This window comes from Ascidiaceihabitans donghaensis (assembly GCF_900302465.1).
In the GTDB taxonomy this organism is placed as follows: domain Bacteria; phylum Pseudomonadota; class Alphaproteobacteria; order Rhodobacterales; family Rhodobacteraceae; genus Ascidiaceihabitans; species Ascidiaceihabitans donghaensis.
On record NZ_OMOR01000001.1, the window covers coordinates 21,160 to 38,983 of the forward strand.

Below are 17,824 nucleotides of genomic sequence, written 5' to 3' on the forward strand. Positions count from 1 at the left end.
TTACTTATCCCGGAACTGTGGTTCACGTTTTTCCAAAAAGGCCGACATGCCCTCAGATTGATCTTCCGTCGCAAACAATGAATGGAAAACGCGGCGCTCAAACAACAGCCCTTCGCGCAGTGTCGTCTCAAAGGCGCGGTTCACGGCTTCTTTGACGACCATCACCGACACCATCGACTTTTCAGCGATCTTCTGTGCGGCGCCATTCACTTCATCCATCAGCTTTTTGGCCGGCACAACTCGGCTGACCAAGCCTGCGCGCTCTGCTTCTTCTGCGTCCATGAAACGGCCCGTCAGGTTCATATCCATGGCTTTGGCTTTGCCGATGGCGCGCGTCAGGCGTTGCGTGCCGCCGATGCCTGCAACAACACCAAGATTAATTTCGGGCTGACCGAATTTTGCAGTGTCCGAACAAATGATAAAATCGCACATCATTGCCAATTCACAACCGCCGCCCAGCGCATAGCCAGACACAGCCGCGATGATAGGTTTGCGCACCCGCATGATCTGTTCGGTTTCGGGTGTGAACAAATCGCCGGCAAAAGCATCCACAAACGTCTTGTCGCGCATCATGGAAATGTCCGCGCCCGCCGCAAAAGCTTTTTCGCTGCCTGCGATGATGATGCAGCGCACTTTTTCATTGGCTTGCGCCGCAGACAGTGCGTCGGCCAATTCGGTCAGCAATTGATCGTTCAGGGCATTCATCGCGTCGGGGCGATTCAAAGTCATCGTTGCGACGTGGTTTTCGACAGCGACGATGATGGTCTCATAGGCCATGAGTAAGCTTTCGTTGTTGCGTTAAGGGCCGATGATTACCATGCCCACGATGCGTTTCAAGCTAAGTTTGCGCTTACGTCTGACAAGAGGCACAATAGAACGACGATCGTCCTGACTGCACAATGCGCTGCACGGTATGCGTGCAATTGGGCGTCTTACAAGGGGCGTTTTCGCGCCCGTAGACATCGAAGGAATGCTGGAAATATCCAAGCTCTCCATCGGCTTGGCGGAAATCCTTCAAAGAAGATCCCCCTGCCTCAATCGCGTCCGTTAGAACATTGCGAACGATCGGCACCAGCGATGCAACACGCGCTTTGCTGATGTTCTTTGCCTTCCGCACAGGCGATATTTTTGCGCGAAAAAGCGCCTCGCAGACATAGATATTTCCTAATCCAGAAACGATCCGTTGATCCAGAAGGGCCGACTTTACAGGAGAGTTCTTAGTCTCGAACGCTTTTATCAGATGCGAATCGTTGAAGTCGTTGCCCAATGGCTCAGGCCCCAAAACTTTCAGCAGCTTGTGTGTCCCTTCCTGTGCCGTTTCCATCAAGTCCATCGCCCCGAACCGGCGCGGATCATTGAACGTCACCCGCGCCCCGTTGCCCATGTGAAACACCACATGGTCGTGCTTTTCGGCGGCAGGGTGGGTGTGGGCAAATTGTCCAAGCGGATCGCCCGACACCGTCATACGCCCGGACATTCCAAGATGGATCAAAAGTGTTTCACCCGAAGACAAATCCGCCAGCACATATTTGGACCGCCTGCGCAGCCGAAGCACTGTCTGACCCGTAAGCCGCTCCGCCATCCTATCGGGAAACGGCCAGCGCAGGTCAGGACGGTTCACGTCCGCTCGGGCAATCACCTGCCCCTCCATTGCGGGGGTCAGGCCACGGCGCACGGTTTCGACCTCGGGAAGTTCGGGCATGTTTTGCTTTCCTGCTGATGCGCCTGCGGCAATTGGTGGTTTGTAACTCTTCAACTGGCGCTATATCTCACAACTATCAAGACAGAAGGCGTAAGACTATGACCGACAACACCACCCACTTCGGCTTTGAAACTGTTCCCGAAGACGAAAAGGCAGGGCGCGTGCAGGGTGTGTTCAACTCGGTCGCCAGCAAATACGACATTATGAATGACGTCATGAGTGTCGGCATTCACCGCATCTGGAAAGAGGCGATGATGGATTGGCTGGCCCCCCGCCCCGGTCAGAAGCTATTGGATGTGGCAGGGGGCACTGGCGATATTTCCTTCAAGTTCCTGAAACGCGCAGGCCACGGCCACGCCACGGTTCTGGACCTGACAGAGCCCATGCTGATTGAAGGACGCAAACGTGCCGAAGCGACATCAATGCACGATAGTCTGGACTGGGTGGTTGGTGACGCCATGGCCCTGCCCTTCGAGGACAATACCTTCGACGTCTACACTATTTCCTTCGGCATCCGGAACGTGACCCGCCCGCAAGAGGCCCTGAACGAAGCCTTCCGCGTGCTGCGCCCCGGCGGGCGCTTGATGGTGCTGGAATTCAGCCAGCTGCCCAACGATATGATGCAAAAAGCATACGATCTGTATTCCTTCAACGTGATTCCCCAGATGGGCAAAATGATCGCAAACGACCGCGACAGCTATCAATATCTGGTCGAATCGATCCGCAATTTCCCCGACCAAGACACTTTTCTTGGAATGGTGCGGGCGGCAGGGTTTGAAAACGCCAAATACCGCAACATGACGATGGGCGTGGCTGCGCTTCATTCCGGTTGGAAAATCTGAGATGCGTGGCCCCCACAACATCTGGCGGCTGATCCGCACAGGCGCGACGCTGGAACGCACGGGCGCCATGAACGTGGTGCTCGACGCCTTTGACGCGCCGCCCGCGCTGCGGTTTGTGGCAAAGGCGCTGGGCAAACCTTTTATGTGGTTGGGGTATAAAGGCGACCCGACTATGCCCCCCGCCACACGCGCCTTGACGGCGCTTGGTCCCGCCTACATCAAATTCGGGCAGGTATTGTCGACACGCCCGGATGTCGTTGGCGACGAACTGGCGGTACAATTGCGTGTCTTGCAAGACAAACTGCCACCGTTTTCGATTGAACGCGCCAAGCAGGAAGTCGAAAGCGAACTGGGGTTGCCTGTCGATCAGATTTTCTCTGAATTTAGCGAACCCGTGGCTGCCGCCTCAATCGCGCAGGTGCACAAAGCACGGCTGCAATCCACAGGAGAAGAGGTCGCCGTCAAAGTGCTGCGTCCGGGGATCGAACGAGCATTCACCAAAGACGTGGACGCCTTCTATCTCGCCGCCCGCATCATCGAAATCTGCGCCCCGGGCGCACGACGCCTGCGGCCCATCGAAGTCATCGAACACTTCGACGGTGTAGTGCAAGGCGAACTCGATTTGCGGTTGGAAAGCTCTGCCGCATCGGAGTTCTCCGCCAACACCGCCAAAGACGAAGGTTTCCAACTGCCTGAAATGAAGTGGGAATATTCCGCTCAAAGGGTCATGACACTTGGCTGGGCGGACGGCGTGCCGATGGGCGACAATGCCGCGATTGACGCAATCGGCGTAGACCGCACCAAGCTGGCCGAGCGGGTGCTGCAACTGTTCCTGAACCACGCCCTGCGCGATGGGTATTTTCACGCGGATATGCACCAAGGCAACCTGAAGGTGGCCACAAACGGCGACATCATCGCCTATGATTTCGGGATCATGGGTCACATCGACGAATACACACGGCGCGTCTACGCAGAAATTCTCTATGGGTTCATCCGCAAAGACTACAAGCGTGTGGCTGAGGTGCATTTTGAAGCAGGCTACGTGCCCGCCGACAAAGATGTGGACGAATTTGCACGCGCGCTCAGGGCCGTAGGCGAACCCATCTTCGGCATGGACGCCACCAAAATCTCAATGGGGCGGCTTCTGAACTATCTTTTTCAGGTGACCGAACGGTTCGGCATGGAAACGCGCACCGAATTGATCTTGCTGCAACGCACCATGGTCGTGGTCGAAGGTGTTGCACGCAGCCTCGATCCACAAATGAACATCTGGCAGGTCGCAAGCCCCGTGGTGACCAGCTACATCTCAAAATCCATTGGCCCACGGGCGGCGCTGACAGACCTGATGCAAACGGCAAGGGTCTTGGGGCGGTTCGGCCCACGTCTGCCTGCTTTGGTAGAGGCCGCCCTGATCAAACAAGGCAATCCAGAAACACCAAAGCGCCCGACATTCTGGCGCTGGATTATTCTGACTGCCTTGGGATCGGCAATCACAGGGGCCGGCGCGATCAAACTGGCAGAAAAGCTGCTTTAAAACAGGGTTTCTTTTCGCCAAAAATATCCCGGGGTCCGGGGCAGCGCCCCGGTCCGACTTCACAACTAAACAATACGCTCGATTGCCAAAGCAATACCCTGTCCGCCACCAATACACATGGTGATCAACGCCTTTGATCCACCAATGCGCTCCAGCTCATACAGCGCCTTCACCGTAATAATCGCACCCGTCGCACCCACAGGATGACCCAACGCAATAGCGCCACCATTTGGATTAACGCGGGCTGGATCAAAGCCCAATTCTTTGGACACAGCCAAGGCTTGTGAGGCGAACGCTTCATTGCTTTCGATGACGTCAAAATCCGCAACGCTCAAGCCCGTTTTGGCCAATAGGTTCTGTACAGCAGGCACAGGACCAATGCCCATAACCTCTGGGCGCACGCCTGCATGGGCATAACCCAAAATACGGGCCTTGGGTTTCAGGCCGGCCTTCTCAGCTGCATCAGCCGTCGCCAAAACCACAGCAGCCGCGCCATCGTTGATCCCTGACGCATTGCCTGCGGTTACCGATCCGTCTTTCTGGAAGACAGCCCGTAAACCACCCAACGCTTCAAGTGACGTTGCTTTGGGGTGCTCGTCCACTTCAAACGGCACCATGTCACGTTTTACACGGACCTCGACTGGGGTAATTTGGCCGGCGAAATAGCCTGCCTCAATTGCGGCAGCGGCGCGTTCCTGGCTTTGCATGGCGAAGGCGTCCTGTTGTGCGCGGGTCACGTCGTGTTCAGCTGCAACATTTTCGGCCGTGACACCCATGTGACCGGTGCCAAACGGACAGTTCAAAGCGCCCAACATCATGTCTTGGGTTTTGATATCACCCATTTTTGCGCCCCAGCGTTGCATGGGGTTAATGAACGGACTGCGCGACATATTCTCGGCGCCACCGGCCAAACCGAACTCTGCATCGCCCAGCATCAAAGATTGCACGACGGACACAATCGCTTGCACGCCAGAGCCACACAAGCGGTTCACGTTCATGGCAGGCACGACATCAGGCACGCCGGCATCCATGGAAGCCACGCGGCTCAGATACATATCGCGCGGTTCGGTATTGATGACATGGCCAAAAGCCACATGACCAATTTGGCCACCTTCAACGCCAGAGCGTTCCATTGCGGCTTTTGCCGCTGTGGTGCCAAGATCAATAGGTGTGGTTGCCGCCAAAGACCCGCCAAAAGTGCCGATAGCCGTTCGCGCGCCGTCAAGAATGACGATATCTGTCATAAAAAGTCCTCCATTTTCCACAGGAGTACTGTGTTCACTGTTTTTTGTCAGCCCCGACCTACCGTCATGACAATTGACTTCGCGCAAGTCTCACGGCACTTATCCAGTATGACGGAATCAAATGACACTATTTTGACAAAACTGCCAGCACGGCTGAAAGCTGCGCGACAAGCACAAGGGCTGTCTTTGGATGCTGTGGCCAAATTGTCCGGTGTTAGCCGATCCATGGTCAGCCAAATCGAACGCAGCGAAAGCAGCCCGACAATCGCGACTTTGTGGAATCTGACACGCGCATTGCAAGTGGATTTTGCGGGCCTTTTAGATGAAGGCATCATCAACAAAGACATCGAAGTTTTGCGTGCCGATGACGTTCCGAACATCCGCGCGGGGGCATCTGGATTGAACATTCTGATTCTATCGCCTCCGGAAGATGCTGGCAAAACAGAGATTTATGAACTTCGGTTTACAGACGCGGGTGTATTGGACAGCCAACCACACACGAGTGGCACAAAAGAACATCTGACCGTGATAAGCGGATCGCTTTACGTCACTTCGGGTGAACACACAAAACACCTGCAAGCAGGCGATACAGCGCGCTATTCCGCTGATGTGGCGCACCGAATAGAGGCTTCGGGTCCGGCATCCGCCTTTTTGATCGTCAGTGCCAGCGGAAGCGCAAATCTGTAATTGCAGAATTTTTCTGCTTTAGCGGAAATCTGCTATTTCGGATAATTTTCTTATATGATAGATACTCCTGCAAAGGAGTCTCTTAATGTCCACATCTTACCTGACGCATATCACCCGAACACTCGAACAGATTGCAGCCGATGGCATGATGAAGTCGGAGCGTCTTATTGCGTCGCCGCAAGGCGCTGAAATTGTTGTTGGTGATAGCGATGTCATCAACCTGTGCGCCAACAACTATCTAGGACTGGCCGACCACCCTGATCTGATTGATGCCGCCAAAGTTGCAATGGATCCTCGGGGTTTCGGAATGGCGTCTGTCCGCTTCATTTGCGGCACCCAAGACATCCACCGCACCTTGGAACAAAAGCTCGCCAAATTTCTCAACAAAGACGATTCGATCCTGTTTGCCGCTTGTTTTGACGCTAACGGCGGATTGTTTGAGCCCCTTCTAGGCCCTGAAGATGCTGTCGTGTCCGACAGCTTAAACCATGCGTCTATCATTGACGGCATCCGCTTGTGCAAAGCCAAGCGCTACCGATATGCAAACAACGACATGACTGATCTGGAAGGCCAATTGAAACTTGCCCGCGATGACGGGGCCCGTTTCATAATGATCGCCACAGATGGCGTCTTTAGCATGGATGGCACATTTGCCAATCTTCCGGAGATCACCGCGCTGGCACACAAGTATGACGCTTTGGTTATGGTTGATGATTGCCATGCCACGGGCTTTATCGGCCCCAACGGCGCAGGAACGCCGGACCACTTTAGCGTTGATGTCGACATACTAACCGGCACTTTGGGCAAAGCTTTGGGTGGCGCGATAGGCGGATACATTGCAGGATCACAACCGGTCATCGACCTGCTGCGTCAACGTGCGCGGCCATATCTGTTTTCAAATTCTCTGCCCCCTGCCATCGTTTCCGCCGCCATTGAAGCCCTTGATCTGGTTCAAAAAAGTGGTGACTTACGCAACCGCCTTTCTGAAAATACGGCGTACTGGCGGCAAGGTCTGGAACAGCTTGGCTTTGACCTGCTGCCCGGCACGCATCCCATTGTACCTGTAATGCTGGGAGAGGCCCAATTGGCACAAGACATGGCTGCCGCACTTTTCGAACAAGGTGTTTATGTATCCGGATTTTTCTTTCCGGTTGTACCACGCGGCCAAGCCCGTATTCGCACACAAATGAATGCAGCACTGACCCGTGATCAACTGGACCGCGCATTGACTGCATTCGAGATCGCCGGCCGAGATTGCGGTGTGATTTGATGCCCTCCCGTTCCCACAATCACATGCACGCTTTGGTCAAATCCCATCCCCGTGAAGGTCTTTGGAAATGTCAGGTTCCTGTTCCGGAAATCGGCCCTGATGATGTGCTGATCCGCATCAAAACCACGGGCATTTGCGGCACTGACATGCACATCTGGAATTGGGACACTTGGGCTGCAAAAACAGTGCCGGTTCCGCTGATAACAGGCCATGAGTTCGCCGGGGAAATTGTTGACATGGGTCGCAATGTTGAGGGTTTGGCGCTTGGGCAGCGGTGCTCTGGAGAGGGGCATCTGATTGGGACACAGTCCCGTCAAAGCCGCGCTGGAAAATTCCACCTCGACCCAGAAACGCGTGGAATAGGGGTACAGGAAAACGGTGCCTTTGCCGAATATTTGCGCCTGCCCGCCTTCAATGTCGTTCCTTTGCCCGATGACATCCCAGACGAGACTGGCGCCATTCTGGACCCTTTGGGCAATGCCGTTCACACGGCTCTTAGTTTTGATATTCTAGGCGAGGACGTTTTAATCACAGGGGCTGGGCCCATCGGTATAATGGCTGCAGCTGTGGCCCGTCACGCAGGCGCGCGGCACGTCGTCATCACGGATGTTAACCCCCAGCGCCTTGGCCTTGCAGCCAAAGTGGCTGACGTTGTCCCCGTCGATGTCACCCGCGAGGATTTGAATGATGTCATGACTGGATTGGGCCTGCGCGAAGGCTTCGATGTCGGGCTCGAGATGTCAGGCAATCAGATTGCTATGGATCAAATGGTTGAAGCCATGGTCATGGGCGGCAAAATTGCGTTGCTTGGGATTCCACCAGGTAAATCCCCTGTGGATTGGTCTCGCATCGTATTCAAGGCAATCACCGTAAAAGGCGTATACGGCCGTGAAATTTTTGAGACATGGTACAAGATGATCGCCATGTTGCAGAATGGTTTGGATGTCTCGCGTGTCATCACGCATCGCTTGCCTGTGTCCCAGTTTACCGAAGGCTTTGCAGCGATGAAATCGGGAACATGTGGCAAAGTAGTCTTGGACTGGACTTGAATCATTAGGGCAGTGTTAGCATGGCACGCGTTGCGCATGGGGGCGCTGCCCCCGGTGCTTCGCACCTCCCCCGAGGTTTATTTGGCGAGATGAAGAGGGATCAAAGCGTCACGTCCAGTGGATGCTAGACGGTATACCGCGTCATTTTCGAAGACCGCGGCTGTCAGCGGTTTGCCATAGCCTGCCCCGCTGTCGAGGTTCACACGATTGCCGTAATGTGTGGCCTGGGACACCGGTGTGTGCCCATGCACGATGATTTTGGGGTGCGGGTCTTGGTGGTTGTGAAATTCTTGGCGCACCCACATCAGGTCGAATTCACTTTGTTCGTTCAGTGCAACCCCGGGGATGATCCCAGCATGTGCGAAGAACAGGTTTTCTGTTTCGTAACTCATTTGGAGATTGTTCAGGAAATCGACATGTGATTGCGGCACAGCCTCCAAAGCTTCTGCGTGAATGTGGGTCATGCGCCGCTTACCATCGGCATCCACCCCGTAGGACCCCAATGTTGTATCCCCACCCAGACGAGGATGCAGCCAATGCAATTCCGCAGGCAGAAAGGGTTCATGTTGCGGCGGGATTTGCATGAACTTCCAGAACATATCGTCGTGGTTGCCCTTCAGCAGGGTCCAATTGCGCCCTTGCGCTTGGCCTTCCATCAGAAACTCAATCACGCTGCGGCTGTCGGGGCCACGGTCCGTGTAATCCCCCAGAAAAACGATTTTGGCATCCTGTCCGCCATCTGCCTCGATAAGCGCAATAGCACGATGCAGTTCGGCCAATTGACCGTGGATATCGCCAATGGCGTAGATGGGATTTGTCATAGCAACCTGACTGGGAATCATACGTTTAATAGTGATGCACATACTGTGCCTAAGAACCCGTTGCGAGTGGATTCACACGCCACTGGCTGAGAACCTGGCGATCCATTCCTTGTTCGTATCATCCGACAGCTGCTGGGTTGCGGGCGTAAGGTTTAACGCGGCCTTCATGTCCAACCCCAAGTCACCCAGAATTTCACCAACCACAGCGCATGGATTTTCCGACAGTGCATCATAGCCAATGTACAAAGGATCTATGTTTTCTGCCGCGAACCATGTCTTCCAGGCCACATCTTGGGCGACAAGATTGGACAGTTCTGTCGCGATCTTTGTTTCATCGTATTGTGGTGGTTTCGCTGCGGCCAGCCTTTCCCTTTCCGATCCGTCGGCATTGCGATGCCACAGACCGCTTTGATCGGCCCGTGCCAAGGATACGGCCTGCGCCACTTTGTCAAACCTTGTAAGAAACAGAAATCTTGTGCGCCCAAATGCACTTGCGATCCGTTCGGCGTCTGTGGCTTTTGTTGGGAAGAGCGTTTTTAGCTGCTCAGCCCAAAATCCGAAACTGTGGCGTTGCATCCTGATCCCCGAAATGTTCGATCCAGCCATTCCGAGGTTACGTGCGCAAGCCATGATTTTTCTTGGATGTGTATCGCTGGGAAGGCCTAGACCGGCGCACCACTTCTTAAGGGAAGGTTGGTGGAAATAGCTTTGAGGTGCACCCGCCACTTTGGACTGCTCAAGCAACGCACAAAGCATTGTGCTGCCGCTGCGTGGCGTGGTGCACATAATGTAGCTGTCATAGTCAGGCATGGGCGCGATCTTCAAATGAACGCGCCCATGTTGGATTTAGGCCACGTCGAAGGCAAGTCGTTTGACTTGGGTAAACATGCCTGTGGTTTCCAACGCATCCACCACTTTTGGTTCAATCGCGTGATCAATGTAGAGAAGCGCAATTGCCTCACCGCCCACGTCGTTCCGACCCAGCGTAAAGTTTGCGATGTTTACGCCATTTTTGCCCATGGTGTTCCCAAGGACACCGATGATACCCGGCACGTCTTCGTTTGTGGTGTAAAGCATGTTCGCCCCGATCTCGGCGTCTATGTTGATGCCTTTGATCTGGATGAAGCGTGGTTTGCCATCCGAGAACACCGTGCCTGCGACGGAGCGTTCGCGTTTGTCTGTCACCACCGTCACTTTGATGTAGCCGTCAAACACGCCGGATTTGTCCTGATTTGTGGTGCTGACCTGAATGCCGCGTTCTTTGGCGATCACGGGTGCGCTGACCATATTCACGTCTGGGTTCGCGCGTTTCATGATCCCTGCGACCACACCGCAGTTCAGCGCGGCGAGGTTCATTTCGGACACAACACCATCATAGAGAATGTTGATCGCCTTGATCGGCTCGTCCGTCATTTGCCCGATGAACGATCCAAGGTGGCCTGCGAGAGACACCCATGGCCCCATGACTTTGGCTTCTTCGGCGGTCACGGACGGCATGTTCAGAGCGTTTTCAACGGCCCCTGTCAGCAGGTAGTTGGCCATTTGGTCCGCGACTTGCAGGGCGACGTTTTCCTGCGCTTCGGTCGTTGCCGCGCCCAAATGCGGGGTGCAGACGACGTTGGGCAAGTGGAACAGCGGGTTTTCGTTGGCAGGTTCTCTGGCAAAGACGTCAAAGGCGGCACCGGCGACGTGGCCTGATTTGAGCGCCTCGGCCAATGCTTCTTCATCCACAAGGCCGCCACGCGCACAGTTGACGATGCGCACACCTTTTTTGGTTTTGGCAATATTTTCCTTGCTGAGGATGTTGGCGGTTTGGTCGGTAAACGGCACGTGCAGGGTGATGAAATCTGCCTTAGCCAGCAATTCGTCCAATTCGACTTTTTCGACGCCCATTTTCTTGGCCTTTTCTTCGCCAAGGAAGGGATCATAGGCCATGACTTTCATCTTCAGACCACGTGCGCGGTCACACACGATGCCGCCGATGTTGCCTGCGCCGATCACGCCAAGGGTTTTACCGGTCAGCTCGACCCCCATGAATTTGGATTTCTCCCATTTGCCTGCGTGTGTGGATTCGGAGGCTTCGGGGATTTGACGCGCCACGGCGAACATCATCGCGATGGCGTGTTCTGCCGTTGTGATCATGTTGCCGAAGGGCGTGTTCATCACGATGATGCCCTTTTTCGACGCGGCCTCTTTGTCGATATTGTCGGTGCCGATACCTGCGCGCCCGATGACTTTGAGGTTGTCCGCCGCCGCGATAATTTTCTCGGTCACTTTGGTGGCGGAGCGGATGGCGAGGCCGTCGTAGTTGCCGATGATTTCGGCCAGTTTGTCTTTGTCCTTGCCCACGTCGGGTTGGAAATCGACGTCGATGCCGCGGTCTTTGAAGATTTGCACAGCCGCTTCGCTGAGTTTGTCGGAAATGAGTACTTTGGGGGCCATGGGTTTGGTCCTTGTGTCAGATGTGTTTGGGGCTCTGCCCCCGGCCTGCGGCCTCCCCCGAGGTTTAACCTGCGAGATGAAGCGGATCGGGGGCAGAGAATTAACCGTTGATTTCTTGGTCGAAGGCGTAGGCGAGCCATGGCAGCATCGCTTCGATGTCTGCTGTTTCCACCGTGGCCCCGCACCAAATCCGCAGACCTGCTGGCGCATCGCGGTAGGCGCCGACGTCAAGCGCTACGTTTTCGTCTGCAAGCCGTTTTGCAATAGCTTTGGCGAAGGCTGGTCCGTCTGTGATCCGGTCATCCGTGAACTTCAAGCATACGGATGTGTTGGACCGTGTCGCGGGATCATTGGCGAGGAAATCGATCCAATCGTTGTTTTCAACAAACTGCGTGATCGCTGCCGTGTTGGCGTCTGCGCGTGCGATCAGCCCTTTGAGCCCGCCCACAGACCGCGCCCAATCCAGCGCAAACAGGTAATCCTCGACCGCCAGCATAGAGGGCGTATTGATGGTTTCGCCTTTGAAGATGCCCTCGATCAGCTTGCCGCCTTTGGTCAGGCGGAAGATTTTTGGCAAAGGCCATGCGGGTGTGTAGTTTTCGAGGCGCTCCACGGCGCGAGGGCTTAGGATCAGCATGCCGTGCGCCGCTTCGCCGCCCAGCACTTTTTGCCAAGAGAACGTGGTAACGTCGAGCTTGTCCCACGGCAGGTCCATCGCGAAGGCCGCCGACGTGGCGTCGCACAATGTCAAACCTTTGCGGTCTGCCGGGATTGCATCCCCGTTTGGCATACGCACGCCGGATGTGGTGCCGTTCCATGTAAAGCAGACATCGTTGTCGTAGTTCAGCGCGCCCATATCGACGATTTCGCCGTAATCGGCGGTGTGTGTTGTCGCCTCGATCTTCAGCTGTTTGACCACGTCTGTGACCCACCCCGCGCCGAAGCTTTCCCAAGCCACCATTTGCGCAGGGCGTTCGCCCAGCAGCGACCACATGGCCATTTCATAGGCGCCCGTGTCAGAGGCTGGTACGATGCCGATTTTATAGTCCGCAGGCACGCCGAGAATCTCGCGTGTCTCTTCGATCGCGGCCAGCAGTTTGGCTTTGCCAACTGCGGCGCGGTGCGAACGGCCAAGCGGCGCGTCGGACAGTTTTGCCAGATCATGTGTGGGGGGTTTGGCGCAGGGGCCAGAAGAAAAACGCGGATTAGCCGGCCGCGCTGCCGGTTGTTCAATAGCCATTGATGCTACCCTTACAGATAAATGCCCTTCGTTGGGGAAGGGTGTCCCACGTGTGGGGATACGCCTGTGCTTTCGGAGGAGCAACAGCAAAATGTAACAAATCCGACACTTAACGCTTTCGTCACGACGTAAAATGGAGTCAATCGGAAACGCCGGTCACTGTGAGTATCGTTTCAAATCCATTGTTTTGGTGGCGCATCTATTCTTTAGAAATTGGCGACCTCGCCATATGTCTGGTGCCTTAATCTGGCGCCCTAACTGGTAAAGTGTACTTTGATGCGCTACGTCGGCTGCGACTTTGCGCATCGGAGATCCCATGTTTGTTGCCACACTTCTGACCTCACCTGTTTCGCCCACCTTGGACCCGGCTTTGATCGAAAGCCTGCGCAATGCTTGGGGCGGTGGCGATGCGGTTTGGTTGTCCCCGGATGAGGCGGCGGAGTTCACTTTGCCTGTCGTGCCCGACAACCAATGGGATGTGTGGGCGGATGTTCAGGGCCTTGGCGTTGACTTAATCGTTCAACCTTTGGAGGGACGTCGCAAAAGCATGCTGTTGGCCGACATGGACAGCACGATGATCCAGCAAGAATGCATTGACGAGCTGGCGGATGAGGCAGGCGTTGGCGCCCGTGTCAAAGACATTACGGCACGGGCGATGAACGGTGAGTTGGACTTTGACGGGGCCTTGCGCGAACGCGTTGGTTTGCTGAAAGGTTTACCGGAAAGCGTGATTGAGACCGTCTTGGCCCAGCGCATTACCTTGATGCCGGGCGGGGATACGTTGCTGGCCACGATGAAGGCAGCCGGCGGCTATGCGGCTTTGGTGTCAGGTGGGTTTACGGCGTTTACATCATCCGTCGCAGCGCAACTGGGGTTTGATGAGAATCGCGCCAACACGCTTGTGGTTGAAGACGGTTTCCTGACGGGAGACGTCGGCCTGCCAATCCTTGGGAAACAAGCAAAAGTCGATGCCCTTGAGCAGATAACCGCACGTTTGGGATTGGCTGAAGCTGACGTGCTTGCGGTCGGGGACGGGGCCAATGATTTGGGCATGTTGCACCGTGCGGGCACAGGGGTGGCCTTACATGCCAAGCCAGCTGTTGCGGCAGAATGTGACGTGCGTATCAACTTTGGCGACCTGACTGCTTTGTTGTTTTTGCAAGGTTTTGCCCGCTCTGATTTTGCAGGTGCTGCAAAATAGTGCATTTTATGATATCCTCGGTTCAAGAGCCGAAGAAGGGAACACGAAATGCCAAAATTCCTGCTTGCTTACCATGGCGGTGGAATGCCGGAAACCGAGGAAGAAGGGGCCAAAGCCATGGCCCTTTGGCAAGCGTGGTTTGAAAAGGATGGACCGGCCTTTGTTGACGGGGGAAACCCTGTAGGCCTGTCCAAGACTGTCAGCGCAAGTGGTGTGGCCAATGATGGGGGCGCCAACCCTGTGTCAGGCTATTCGATCATTCAAGCCGACGACATGGCAAGCGCTTTGTCTGTAGCCAAAGGTTGCCCGATGGTTGTGGACGGGTCCGGGTCTTGTGAAGTCCGCCGAGATTGTTGAGTTAGGGTAGGCTGGGGGCTTTGCCCCCAGACCCCGAAAATATTTGTTGCGAAGAGATCCCTAGAGCAGTTTTGGAGCTGCTCTGAGCGTTCCGGTTTTTAGTCCTGCAAAATTGGTGATCGGGGCGTTGAGGTATTTCATCGTTTCCGGATGTTCAGGGTCAAGCACACCTAACTTCACAAGGATCGCCGCGATGGCACATTCGCTGGCGCGGGTGGCACCGTCGATGATTTTGAGGGCAACGCCGAGTTTCTTTTCGGGAATGATCGCGATGAAGAAGGCTTCGGCCCCTGTTTTTATCGCAACTTTTCCTTGCATAGCCCGCATCAGGTTTGTGCAAGCGCGACCTTCCCCTGCAACCAATTCGGGGTGGGCCATCATGGCGCTGCGCAGACGTTCTTCGGGGCTACCGGTCGGCGCTGCTGCGAAATGCGCCATGGCCCTTGCCATACCGTGTAGCGTTGTGGCGTAGTTGGGCGCAGAGCATCCATCAATTCCGTACCCCGGTGACGTGACTTGCGTCAGGGTTTCGTAAATATCGAGGCATGCTTTTTGCACCGGGTGGTCGGGATCAACGTAGTCGGGACCCGCTTTGAGGTGTTGTGTGAGCGTCAGAAACCCTGCGTGTTTACCTGAGCAATTGTTGTGGATACGGCAGGGACTTTGGTCTGTTTTTATCAGATCATCACGCGCTGGCACATCAGCAGGAATTTGAGGCCCGCAGCGGAATGCGTCGTCAACAAGGCCCAGCGCATCCAGCCATTTTCCAACGCGGTCTGTGTGGATTGCAGCCCCTTGATGCGAGGCACATGCCAGCGCCAACTGCTCTGACGTCAAGTTATAGGCATCTGCTGCGCCAGACTGGATCAATGGCAATGCCTGAATCATTTTGGACGACGATCTGGGCAGCACGACCGCCTCTGGATCACCCCATGCATGGGTGATTTGCCCCGCTTCATCGCAGACCACGGCATGACCGGAATGCACAGATTCAAGGAACGGACCCCGCCAAATTTCCGCCATTGGCACAGATTGCGTCATTTTTCCCCTCACAACTTGGCGAATTCCTGCCAATCAGGCTTTCGCACGTCGCCAATTTCGCGCTAATGTGCCACTTGTCGAGAAGAATAGCGGCACTGGCAAGAGAGGGATCGCAAATGATCTCCGGGCTTGTGTCGGAAAATTGAGGATTAGGTACAGTCTGGAGGCTGGACAGATGGGAATTAAAACAATTTTTGCCGGGTTTGTGGCAGGTGCGGCGATGATCGCAACCAGTGCAGCGGCGCAAGATCAAAGTTCAAACCGCGTTGCGGCCAAAACCGACTGGAGCGTCTTTGTTGAAGACAATCCAACCGAATGCTGGAGCGTGTCAACGCCCAAGGAAATCGTCAATTCGCGCGATGGGCGGGTTGTTGCCGCTGAGCGTAGCCAGATTTTGCTGATGGTGTTCTATCGTCCAAGTGCGCAAGCCAAAGGGCAGGTTGCGTTCACGGGTGGCTATCCGTTTGCAAGCGGCAGCACGGTCAACATGAACATTTCCGGCAACGAGTTTGAATTGTTCACGGAAGGTGAGTGGGCGTGGCCTGCAAGTGCGGCGGATGATGCCAAGATCGTAACGGCGATGAAGCGCGGTGCCTCTGCGATTGTCACAGGTCGTTCTACCCGTGGCACAGTTACCAAGGACACGTTTTCGCTGCTGGGCTTTACAGCCGCTGTGGAAGACGCCGAAAAGCGCTGCGGCGGGTAACGCAGCCTTTTGGATTGGGTCAAGATCATACACATTCTTTGTGTGATGGGCTGGATGACGAGCATTTTTGCCGTCCCCCGCGCCCTGATCTATTGGAAGCGTGAATTTGCCCGTCTCAATGAAGATGGGCCAACCGGGGATTTGACCTTTCGGCTATATCGCTTTTCCTCCGGGCTGGGCTTTATCGCGATTGGCACCGGATTGGTGCTGGGCTGGCATTGGGATTTCCAAACTTGGGTTTGGGTCAAGCTGGCTTTGGTCGCGGCTCTCGCCGTACATTACACAATGACTGGCCGCATGGTGCTGCGAGCGCGCAAAGGCGTGTTCCTTGAATCGGATCGCTATTTGCGGATTTTTAATGAGGTCAGTGTATTTGGCGTCATCGGTATCCTGTGGGTTGTTGTCACAAAGCCGTTTTAAGGGCTTGGCCCTTTTAATTTGCGCCCATGATCCGATATAGGGCCTGAAACCCGCATTTAAGGATTCTTCCCATGGCCAATGCGCCTATCACGCAAGACGTTATGACCATTCCGCGCAAATTGCCGGAGGGTCCGGTCAATTTGGTTGGCATGACGCGCCCCGCAATGCGTGAAGCTTTGATCGCGATGGGTGCGCCCGAAAAGCAAGCCAAGATGCGTGTTGGCCAGATTTGGCAGTGGATCTATCAATGGGGCGTACGCGACTTTGAGGCGATGACGAACTTGTCCAAAACCTTTCGCGCCGAACTGGCAGAGCATTTTGTGATCGAGGTGCCCGAAGTTGTCAGCAAGCAAGTGTCAGAAGACGGCACACGCAAGTATCTGGTGCGGATCGCGGGTGGCCATGAGGTTGAGGTCGTGTACATCCCCGAAGAAGGGCGCGGCACGCTTTGTGTGTCTTCGCAGGTGGGCTGCACATTGACCTGTTCGTTCTGCCACACAGGCACCCAAAAGCTGGTCCGCAATCTGACGGCAGGTGAAATTATCGGTCAGGTGATGCTGGCCCGTGACGATCTGGATGAATGGCCCACTCAAGGCACCCGCCCCGATGATCGCACCCGTTTGTTGTCCAACATCGTTTTGATGGGCATGGGTGAGCCGCTTTATAATTTTGAAAACGTCCGCGATGCGATGAAGATTGCAATGGACCCCGAAGGCATTCAGCTGTCGCGCCGCCGCATCACGTTGTCCACATCAGGCGTTGTGCCAGAGATCGCGCGCACGGCCGAGGAAATCGGCTGTTTGCTGGCGGTTTCGTTTCACGCAACCACGGACGATGTCCGCGACACATTGGTGCCAATCAACAAGCGCTGGAACATTGAGGCCCTGCTGGAAGCACTGCGTGCTTACCCCCGCGTCAGCAATTCGGAACGCATCACGTTTGAATATGTGATGCTGGACGGCGTGAACGACAGCAAAGAAGACGCGCACCGCTTGGTGAAACTGATCGAAGGCATCCCCGCCAAGATCAATCTGATCCCGTTCAACGAATGGCCTGGCGCACCCTACAAGCGGTCATCCGGCAACCGCATCCACGCCTTTGCAGATATTATTCACGATGCCGGATACGCAAGCCCGATCCGCAAACCGCGGGGTGAAGATATTTTGGCGGCCTGTGGTCAGTTGAAATCTGCCACAGAACGTGCCCGCAAATCGCGCAAACAGATCGAAGCCGAAGCAGGCATGTAATCCCTTGCTCCGGCTTTTGAT

18 protein-coding genes are annotated in these 17,824 nt (G+C 55.2%); 10 read left to right on the top strand and 8 right to left on the bottom strand.

Going from position 1 to position 17,824, the window contains the following annotated elements; translation table 11 throughout:
• Nucleotides 1-777, bottom strand: a complete 777-nt coding sequence (locus ASD8599_RS00090; RefSeq protein WP_108826649.1) for an enoyl-CoA hydratase — start codon at nt 775-777, stop codon at nt 1-3.
• Nucleotides 778-850: 73 nt separating this feature from the next.
• Nucleotides 851-1,702, bottom strand: coding sequence for a bifunctional DNA-formamidopyrimidine glycosylase/DNA-(apurinic or apyrimidinic site) lyase (gene mutM / locus ASD8599_RS00095; RefSeq protein WP_108826650.1), 852 nt, complete (start codon nt 1,700-1,702; stop codon nt 851-853).
• A 17-nt stretch (nt 1,703-1,719) separates the two neighbouring features.
• Here mutM and ubiE point away from each other — a divergent pair, with 17 nt between their 5' ends.
• Nucleotides 1,720-2,544 carry a bifunctional demethylmenaquinone methyltransferase/2-methoxy-6-polyprenyl-1,4-benzoquinol methylase UbiE gene (gene ubiE / locus ASD8599_RS00100; protein WP_281261547.1) on the top strand — a complete coding sequence of 275 codons (825 nt, stop codon included), beginning with the start codon at nt 1,720-1,722 and terminating at the stop codon, nt 2,542-2,544.
• 1 nt (nt 2,545) lies between these two features.
• Complete coding sequence (ubiB, locus tag ASD8599_RS00105; protein ID WP_108826652.1) at nt 2,546-4,078, top strand: 2-polyprenylphenol 6-hydroxylase; 1,533 nt, start codon at nt 2,546-2,548, stop codon at nt 4,076-4,078.
• A 65-nt stretch (nt 4,079-4,143) separates the two neighbouring features.
• Here ubiB and ASD8599_RS00110 read toward each other — a convergent pair whose 3' ends face one another.
• Nucleotides 4,144-5,322: an acetyl-CoA C-acyltransferase family protein gene (locus ASD8599_RS00110; protein WP_108826653.1), complete on the bottom strand. Its 1,179-nt coding sequence runs from the start codon at nt 5,320-5,322 to the stop codon at nt 4,144-4,146.
• Between the two features lie 108 nt (nt 5,323-5,430).
• On the opposite strand from ASD8599_RS00110, the gene ASD8599_RS00115 reads away from it, so the two are divergent.
• The 3 genes from ASD8599_RS00115 to tdh all read left to right on the top strand — a co-directional run bounded on the left by ASD8599_RS00115 (nt 5,431) and on the right by tdh (nt 8,328).
• The gene (locus ASD8599_RS00115; protein WP_108826654.1) at nt 5,431-6,009 is read left to right on the top strand and encodes a helix-turn-helix domain-containing protein; all 579 of its coding nucleotides are present in this window, start codon (nt 5,431-5,433) and stop codon (nt 6,007-6,009) included.
• 85 nt (nt 6,010-6,094) lie between these two features.
• Nucleotides 6,095-7,279, top strand: coding sequence for a glycine C-acetyltransferase (locus ASD8599_RS00120; RefSeq protein ID WP_108826655.1), 1,185 nt, complete (start codon nt 6,095-6,097; stop codon nt 7,277-7,279).
• A complete protein-coding gene (gene tdh / locus ASD8599_RS00125) occupies nt 7,279-8,328 on the top strand; it encodes an L-threonine 3-dehydrogenase (protein WP_108826656.1) in 1,050 nt (349 codons plus the stop codon). The genes ASD8599_RS00120 and tdh overlap by 1 nt, the downstream gene beginning before the upstream one ends.
• 77 nt (nt 8,329-8,405) lie before the next feature.
• Here the strand turns inward: tdh and ASD8599_RS00130 are convergent, their stop codons facing one another.
• From ASD8599_RS00130 to ASD8599_RS00145, 4 genes are all read right to left on the bottom strand, one after another.
• A complete protein-coding gene (locus tag ASD8599_RS00130) occupies nt 8,406-9,149 on the bottom strand; it encodes a metallophosphoesterase family protein (protein ID WP_108829924.1) in 744 nt (247 codons plus the stop codon).
• A 72-nt stretch (nt 9,150-9,221) separates the two neighbouring features.
• A complete protein-coding gene (locus ASD8599_RS00135; RefSeq protein ID WP_108826657.1) occupies nt 9,222-9,959 on the bottom strand; it encodes a Stf0 family sulfotransferase in 738 nt (245 codons plus the stop codon).
• A gap of 36 nt (nt 9,960-9,995) precedes the next feature.
• Nucleotides 9,996-11,591: a phosphoglycerate dehydrogenase gene (serA, locus tag ASD8599_RS00140; protein ID WP_108826658.1), complete on the bottom strand. Its 1,596-nt coding sequence runs from the start codon at nt 11,589-11,591 to the stop codon at nt 9,996-9,998.
• 100 nt (nt 11,592-11,691) lie between these two features.
• Nucleotides 11,692-12,831, bottom strand: a complete 1,140-nt coding sequence (locus tag ASD8599_RS00145) for a phosphoserine transaminase (RefSeq protein ID WP_108826659.1) — start codon at nt 12,829-12,831, stop codon at nt 11,692-11,694.
• Nucleotides 12,832-13,147: 316 nt separating this feature from the next.
• Between ASD8599_RS00145 and serB the strand changes: the two genes are divergently transcribed.
• Together serB and ASD8599_RS00155 are read left to right on the top strand one after the other, a co-directional pair.
• On the top strand, nt 13,148-14,032 hold the full coding sequence (gene serB, locus ASD8599_RS00150) for a phosphoserine phosphatase SerB (protein ID WP_108826660.1): 885 nt from the start codon (nt 13,148-13,150) through the stop codon (nt 14,030-14,032).
• A gap of 48 nt (nt 14,033-14,080) precedes the next feature.
• On the top strand, nt 14,081-14,389 hold the full coding sequence (locus tag ASD8599_RS00155; protein ID WP_108826661.1) for a hypothetical protein: 309 nt from the start codon (nt 14,081-14,083) through the stop codon (nt 14,387-14,389).
• Between the two features lie 60 nt (nt 14,390-14,449).
• On the opposite strand, the gene ASD8599_RS00160 is transcribed toward ASD8599_RS00155, so the two are convergent.
• A complete protein-coding gene (locus tag ASD8599_RS00160; protein WP_108826662.1) occupies nt 14,450-15,430 on the bottom strand; it encodes an asparaginase in 981 nt (326 codons plus the stop codon).
• Nucleotides 15,431-15,605: 175 nt separating this feature from the next.
• On the opposite strand from ASD8599_RS00160, the gene ASD8599_RS00165 reads away from it, so the two are divergent.
• The 3 genes from ASD8599_RS00165 to rlmN all read left to right on the top strand — a co-directional run bounded on the left by ASD8599_RS00165 (nt 15,606) and on the right by rlmN (nt 17,803).
• Nucleotides 15,606-16,136: an invasion associated locus B family protein gene (locus tag ASD8599_RS00165; RefSeq protein WP_108826663.1), complete on the top strand. Its 531-nt coding sequence runs from the start codon at nt 15,606-15,608 to the stop codon at nt 16,134-16,136.
• A gap of 9 nt (nt 16,137-16,145) precedes the next feature.
• Nucleotides 16,146-16,556 carry a CopD family protein gene (locus tag ASD8599_RS00170; RefSeq protein WP_108826664.1) on the top strand — a complete coding sequence of 137 codons (411 nt, stop codon included), beginning with the start codon at nt 16,146-16,148 and terminating at the stop codon, nt 16,554-16,556.
• 71 nt (nt 16,557-16,627) lie between these two features.
• Nucleotides 16,628-17,803 (top strand): dual-specificity RNA methyltransferase RlmN, encoded by a 1,176-nt coding sequence (rlmN, locus tag ASD8599_RS00175; protein WP_108826665.1) that lies wholly within the window; start codon nt 16,628-16,630, stop codon nt 17,801-17,803.
• Nucleotides 17,804-17,824 lie beyond the last annotated feature (21 nt).

Excerpts from the sequence above, each read along its gene's own strand:
- ASD8599_RS00090 (WP_108826649.1), bottom strand. The coding sequence starts at position 777 with ATGGCCTATGAGACCATCATCGTCGCTGTCGAAAACCACGTCGCAACG.
- mutM (WP_108826650.1), bottom strand. The coding sequence starts at position 1,702 with ATGCCCGAACTTCCCGAGGTCGAAACCGTGCGCCGTGGCCTGACCCCC.
- ubiE (WP_281261547.1), top strand. The coding sequence starts at position 1,720 with ATGCGCCTGCGGCAATTGGTGGTTTGTAACTCTTCAACTGGCGCTATA.
- ubiB (WP_108826652.1), top strand. The coding sequence starts at position 2,546 with ATGCGTGGCCCCCACAACATCTGGCGGCTGATCCGCACAGGCGCGACG.
- ASD8599_RS00110 (WP_108826653.1), bottom strand. The coding sequence starts at position 5,322 with ATGACAGATATCGTCATTCTTGACGGCGCGCGAACGGCTATCGGCACT.
- ASD8599_RS00115 (WP_108826654.1), top strand. The coding sequence starts at position 5,431 with ATGACGGAATCAAATGACACTATTTTGACAAAACTGCCAGCACGGCTG.
- ASD8599_RS00120 (WP_108826655.1), top strand. The coding sequence starts at position 6,095 with ATGTCCACATCTTACCTGACGCATATCACCCGAACACTCGAACAGATT.
- tdh (WP_108826656.1), top strand. The coding sequence starts at position 7,279 with ATGCCCTCCCGTTCCCACAATCACATGCACGCTTTGGTCAAATCCCAT.
- ASD8599_RS00130 (WP_108829924.1), bottom strand. The coding sequence starts at position 9,149 with ATGACAAATCCCATCTACGCCATTGGCGATATCCACGGTCAATTGGCC.
- ASD8599_RS00135 (WP_108826657.1), bottom strand. The coding sequence starts at position 9,959 with ATGCCTGACTATGACAGCTACATTATGTGCACCACGCCACGCAGCGGC.
- serA (WP_108826658.1), bottom strand. The coding sequence starts at position 11,591 with ATGGCCCCCAAAGTACTCATTTCCGACAAACTCAGCGAAGCGGCTGTG.
- ASD8599_RS00145 (WP_108826659.1), bottom strand. The coding sequence starts at position 12,831 with ATGGCTATTGAACAACCGGCAGCGCGGCCGGCTAATCCGCGTTTTTCT.
- serB (WP_108826660.1), top strand. The coding sequence starts at position 13,148 with ATGTTTGTTGCCACACTTCTGACCTCACCTGTTTCGCCCACCTTGGAC.
- ASD8599_RS00155 (WP_108826661.1), top strand. The coding sequence starts at position 14,081 with ATGCCAAAATTCCTGCTTGCTTACCATGGCGGTGGAATGCCGGAAACC.
- ASD8599_RS00160 (WP_108826662.1), bottom strand. The coding sequence starts at position 15,430 with ATGACGCAATCTGTGCCAATGGCGGAAATTTGGCGGGGTCCGTTCCTT.
- ASD8599_RS00165 (WP_108826663.1), top strand. The coding sequence starts at position 15,606 with ATGGGAATTAAAACAATTTTTGCCGGGTTTGTGGCAGGTGCGGCGATG.
- rlmN (WP_108826665.1), top strand. The coding sequence starts at position 16,628 with ATGGCCAATGCGCCTATCACGCAAGACGTTATGACCATTCCGCGCAAA.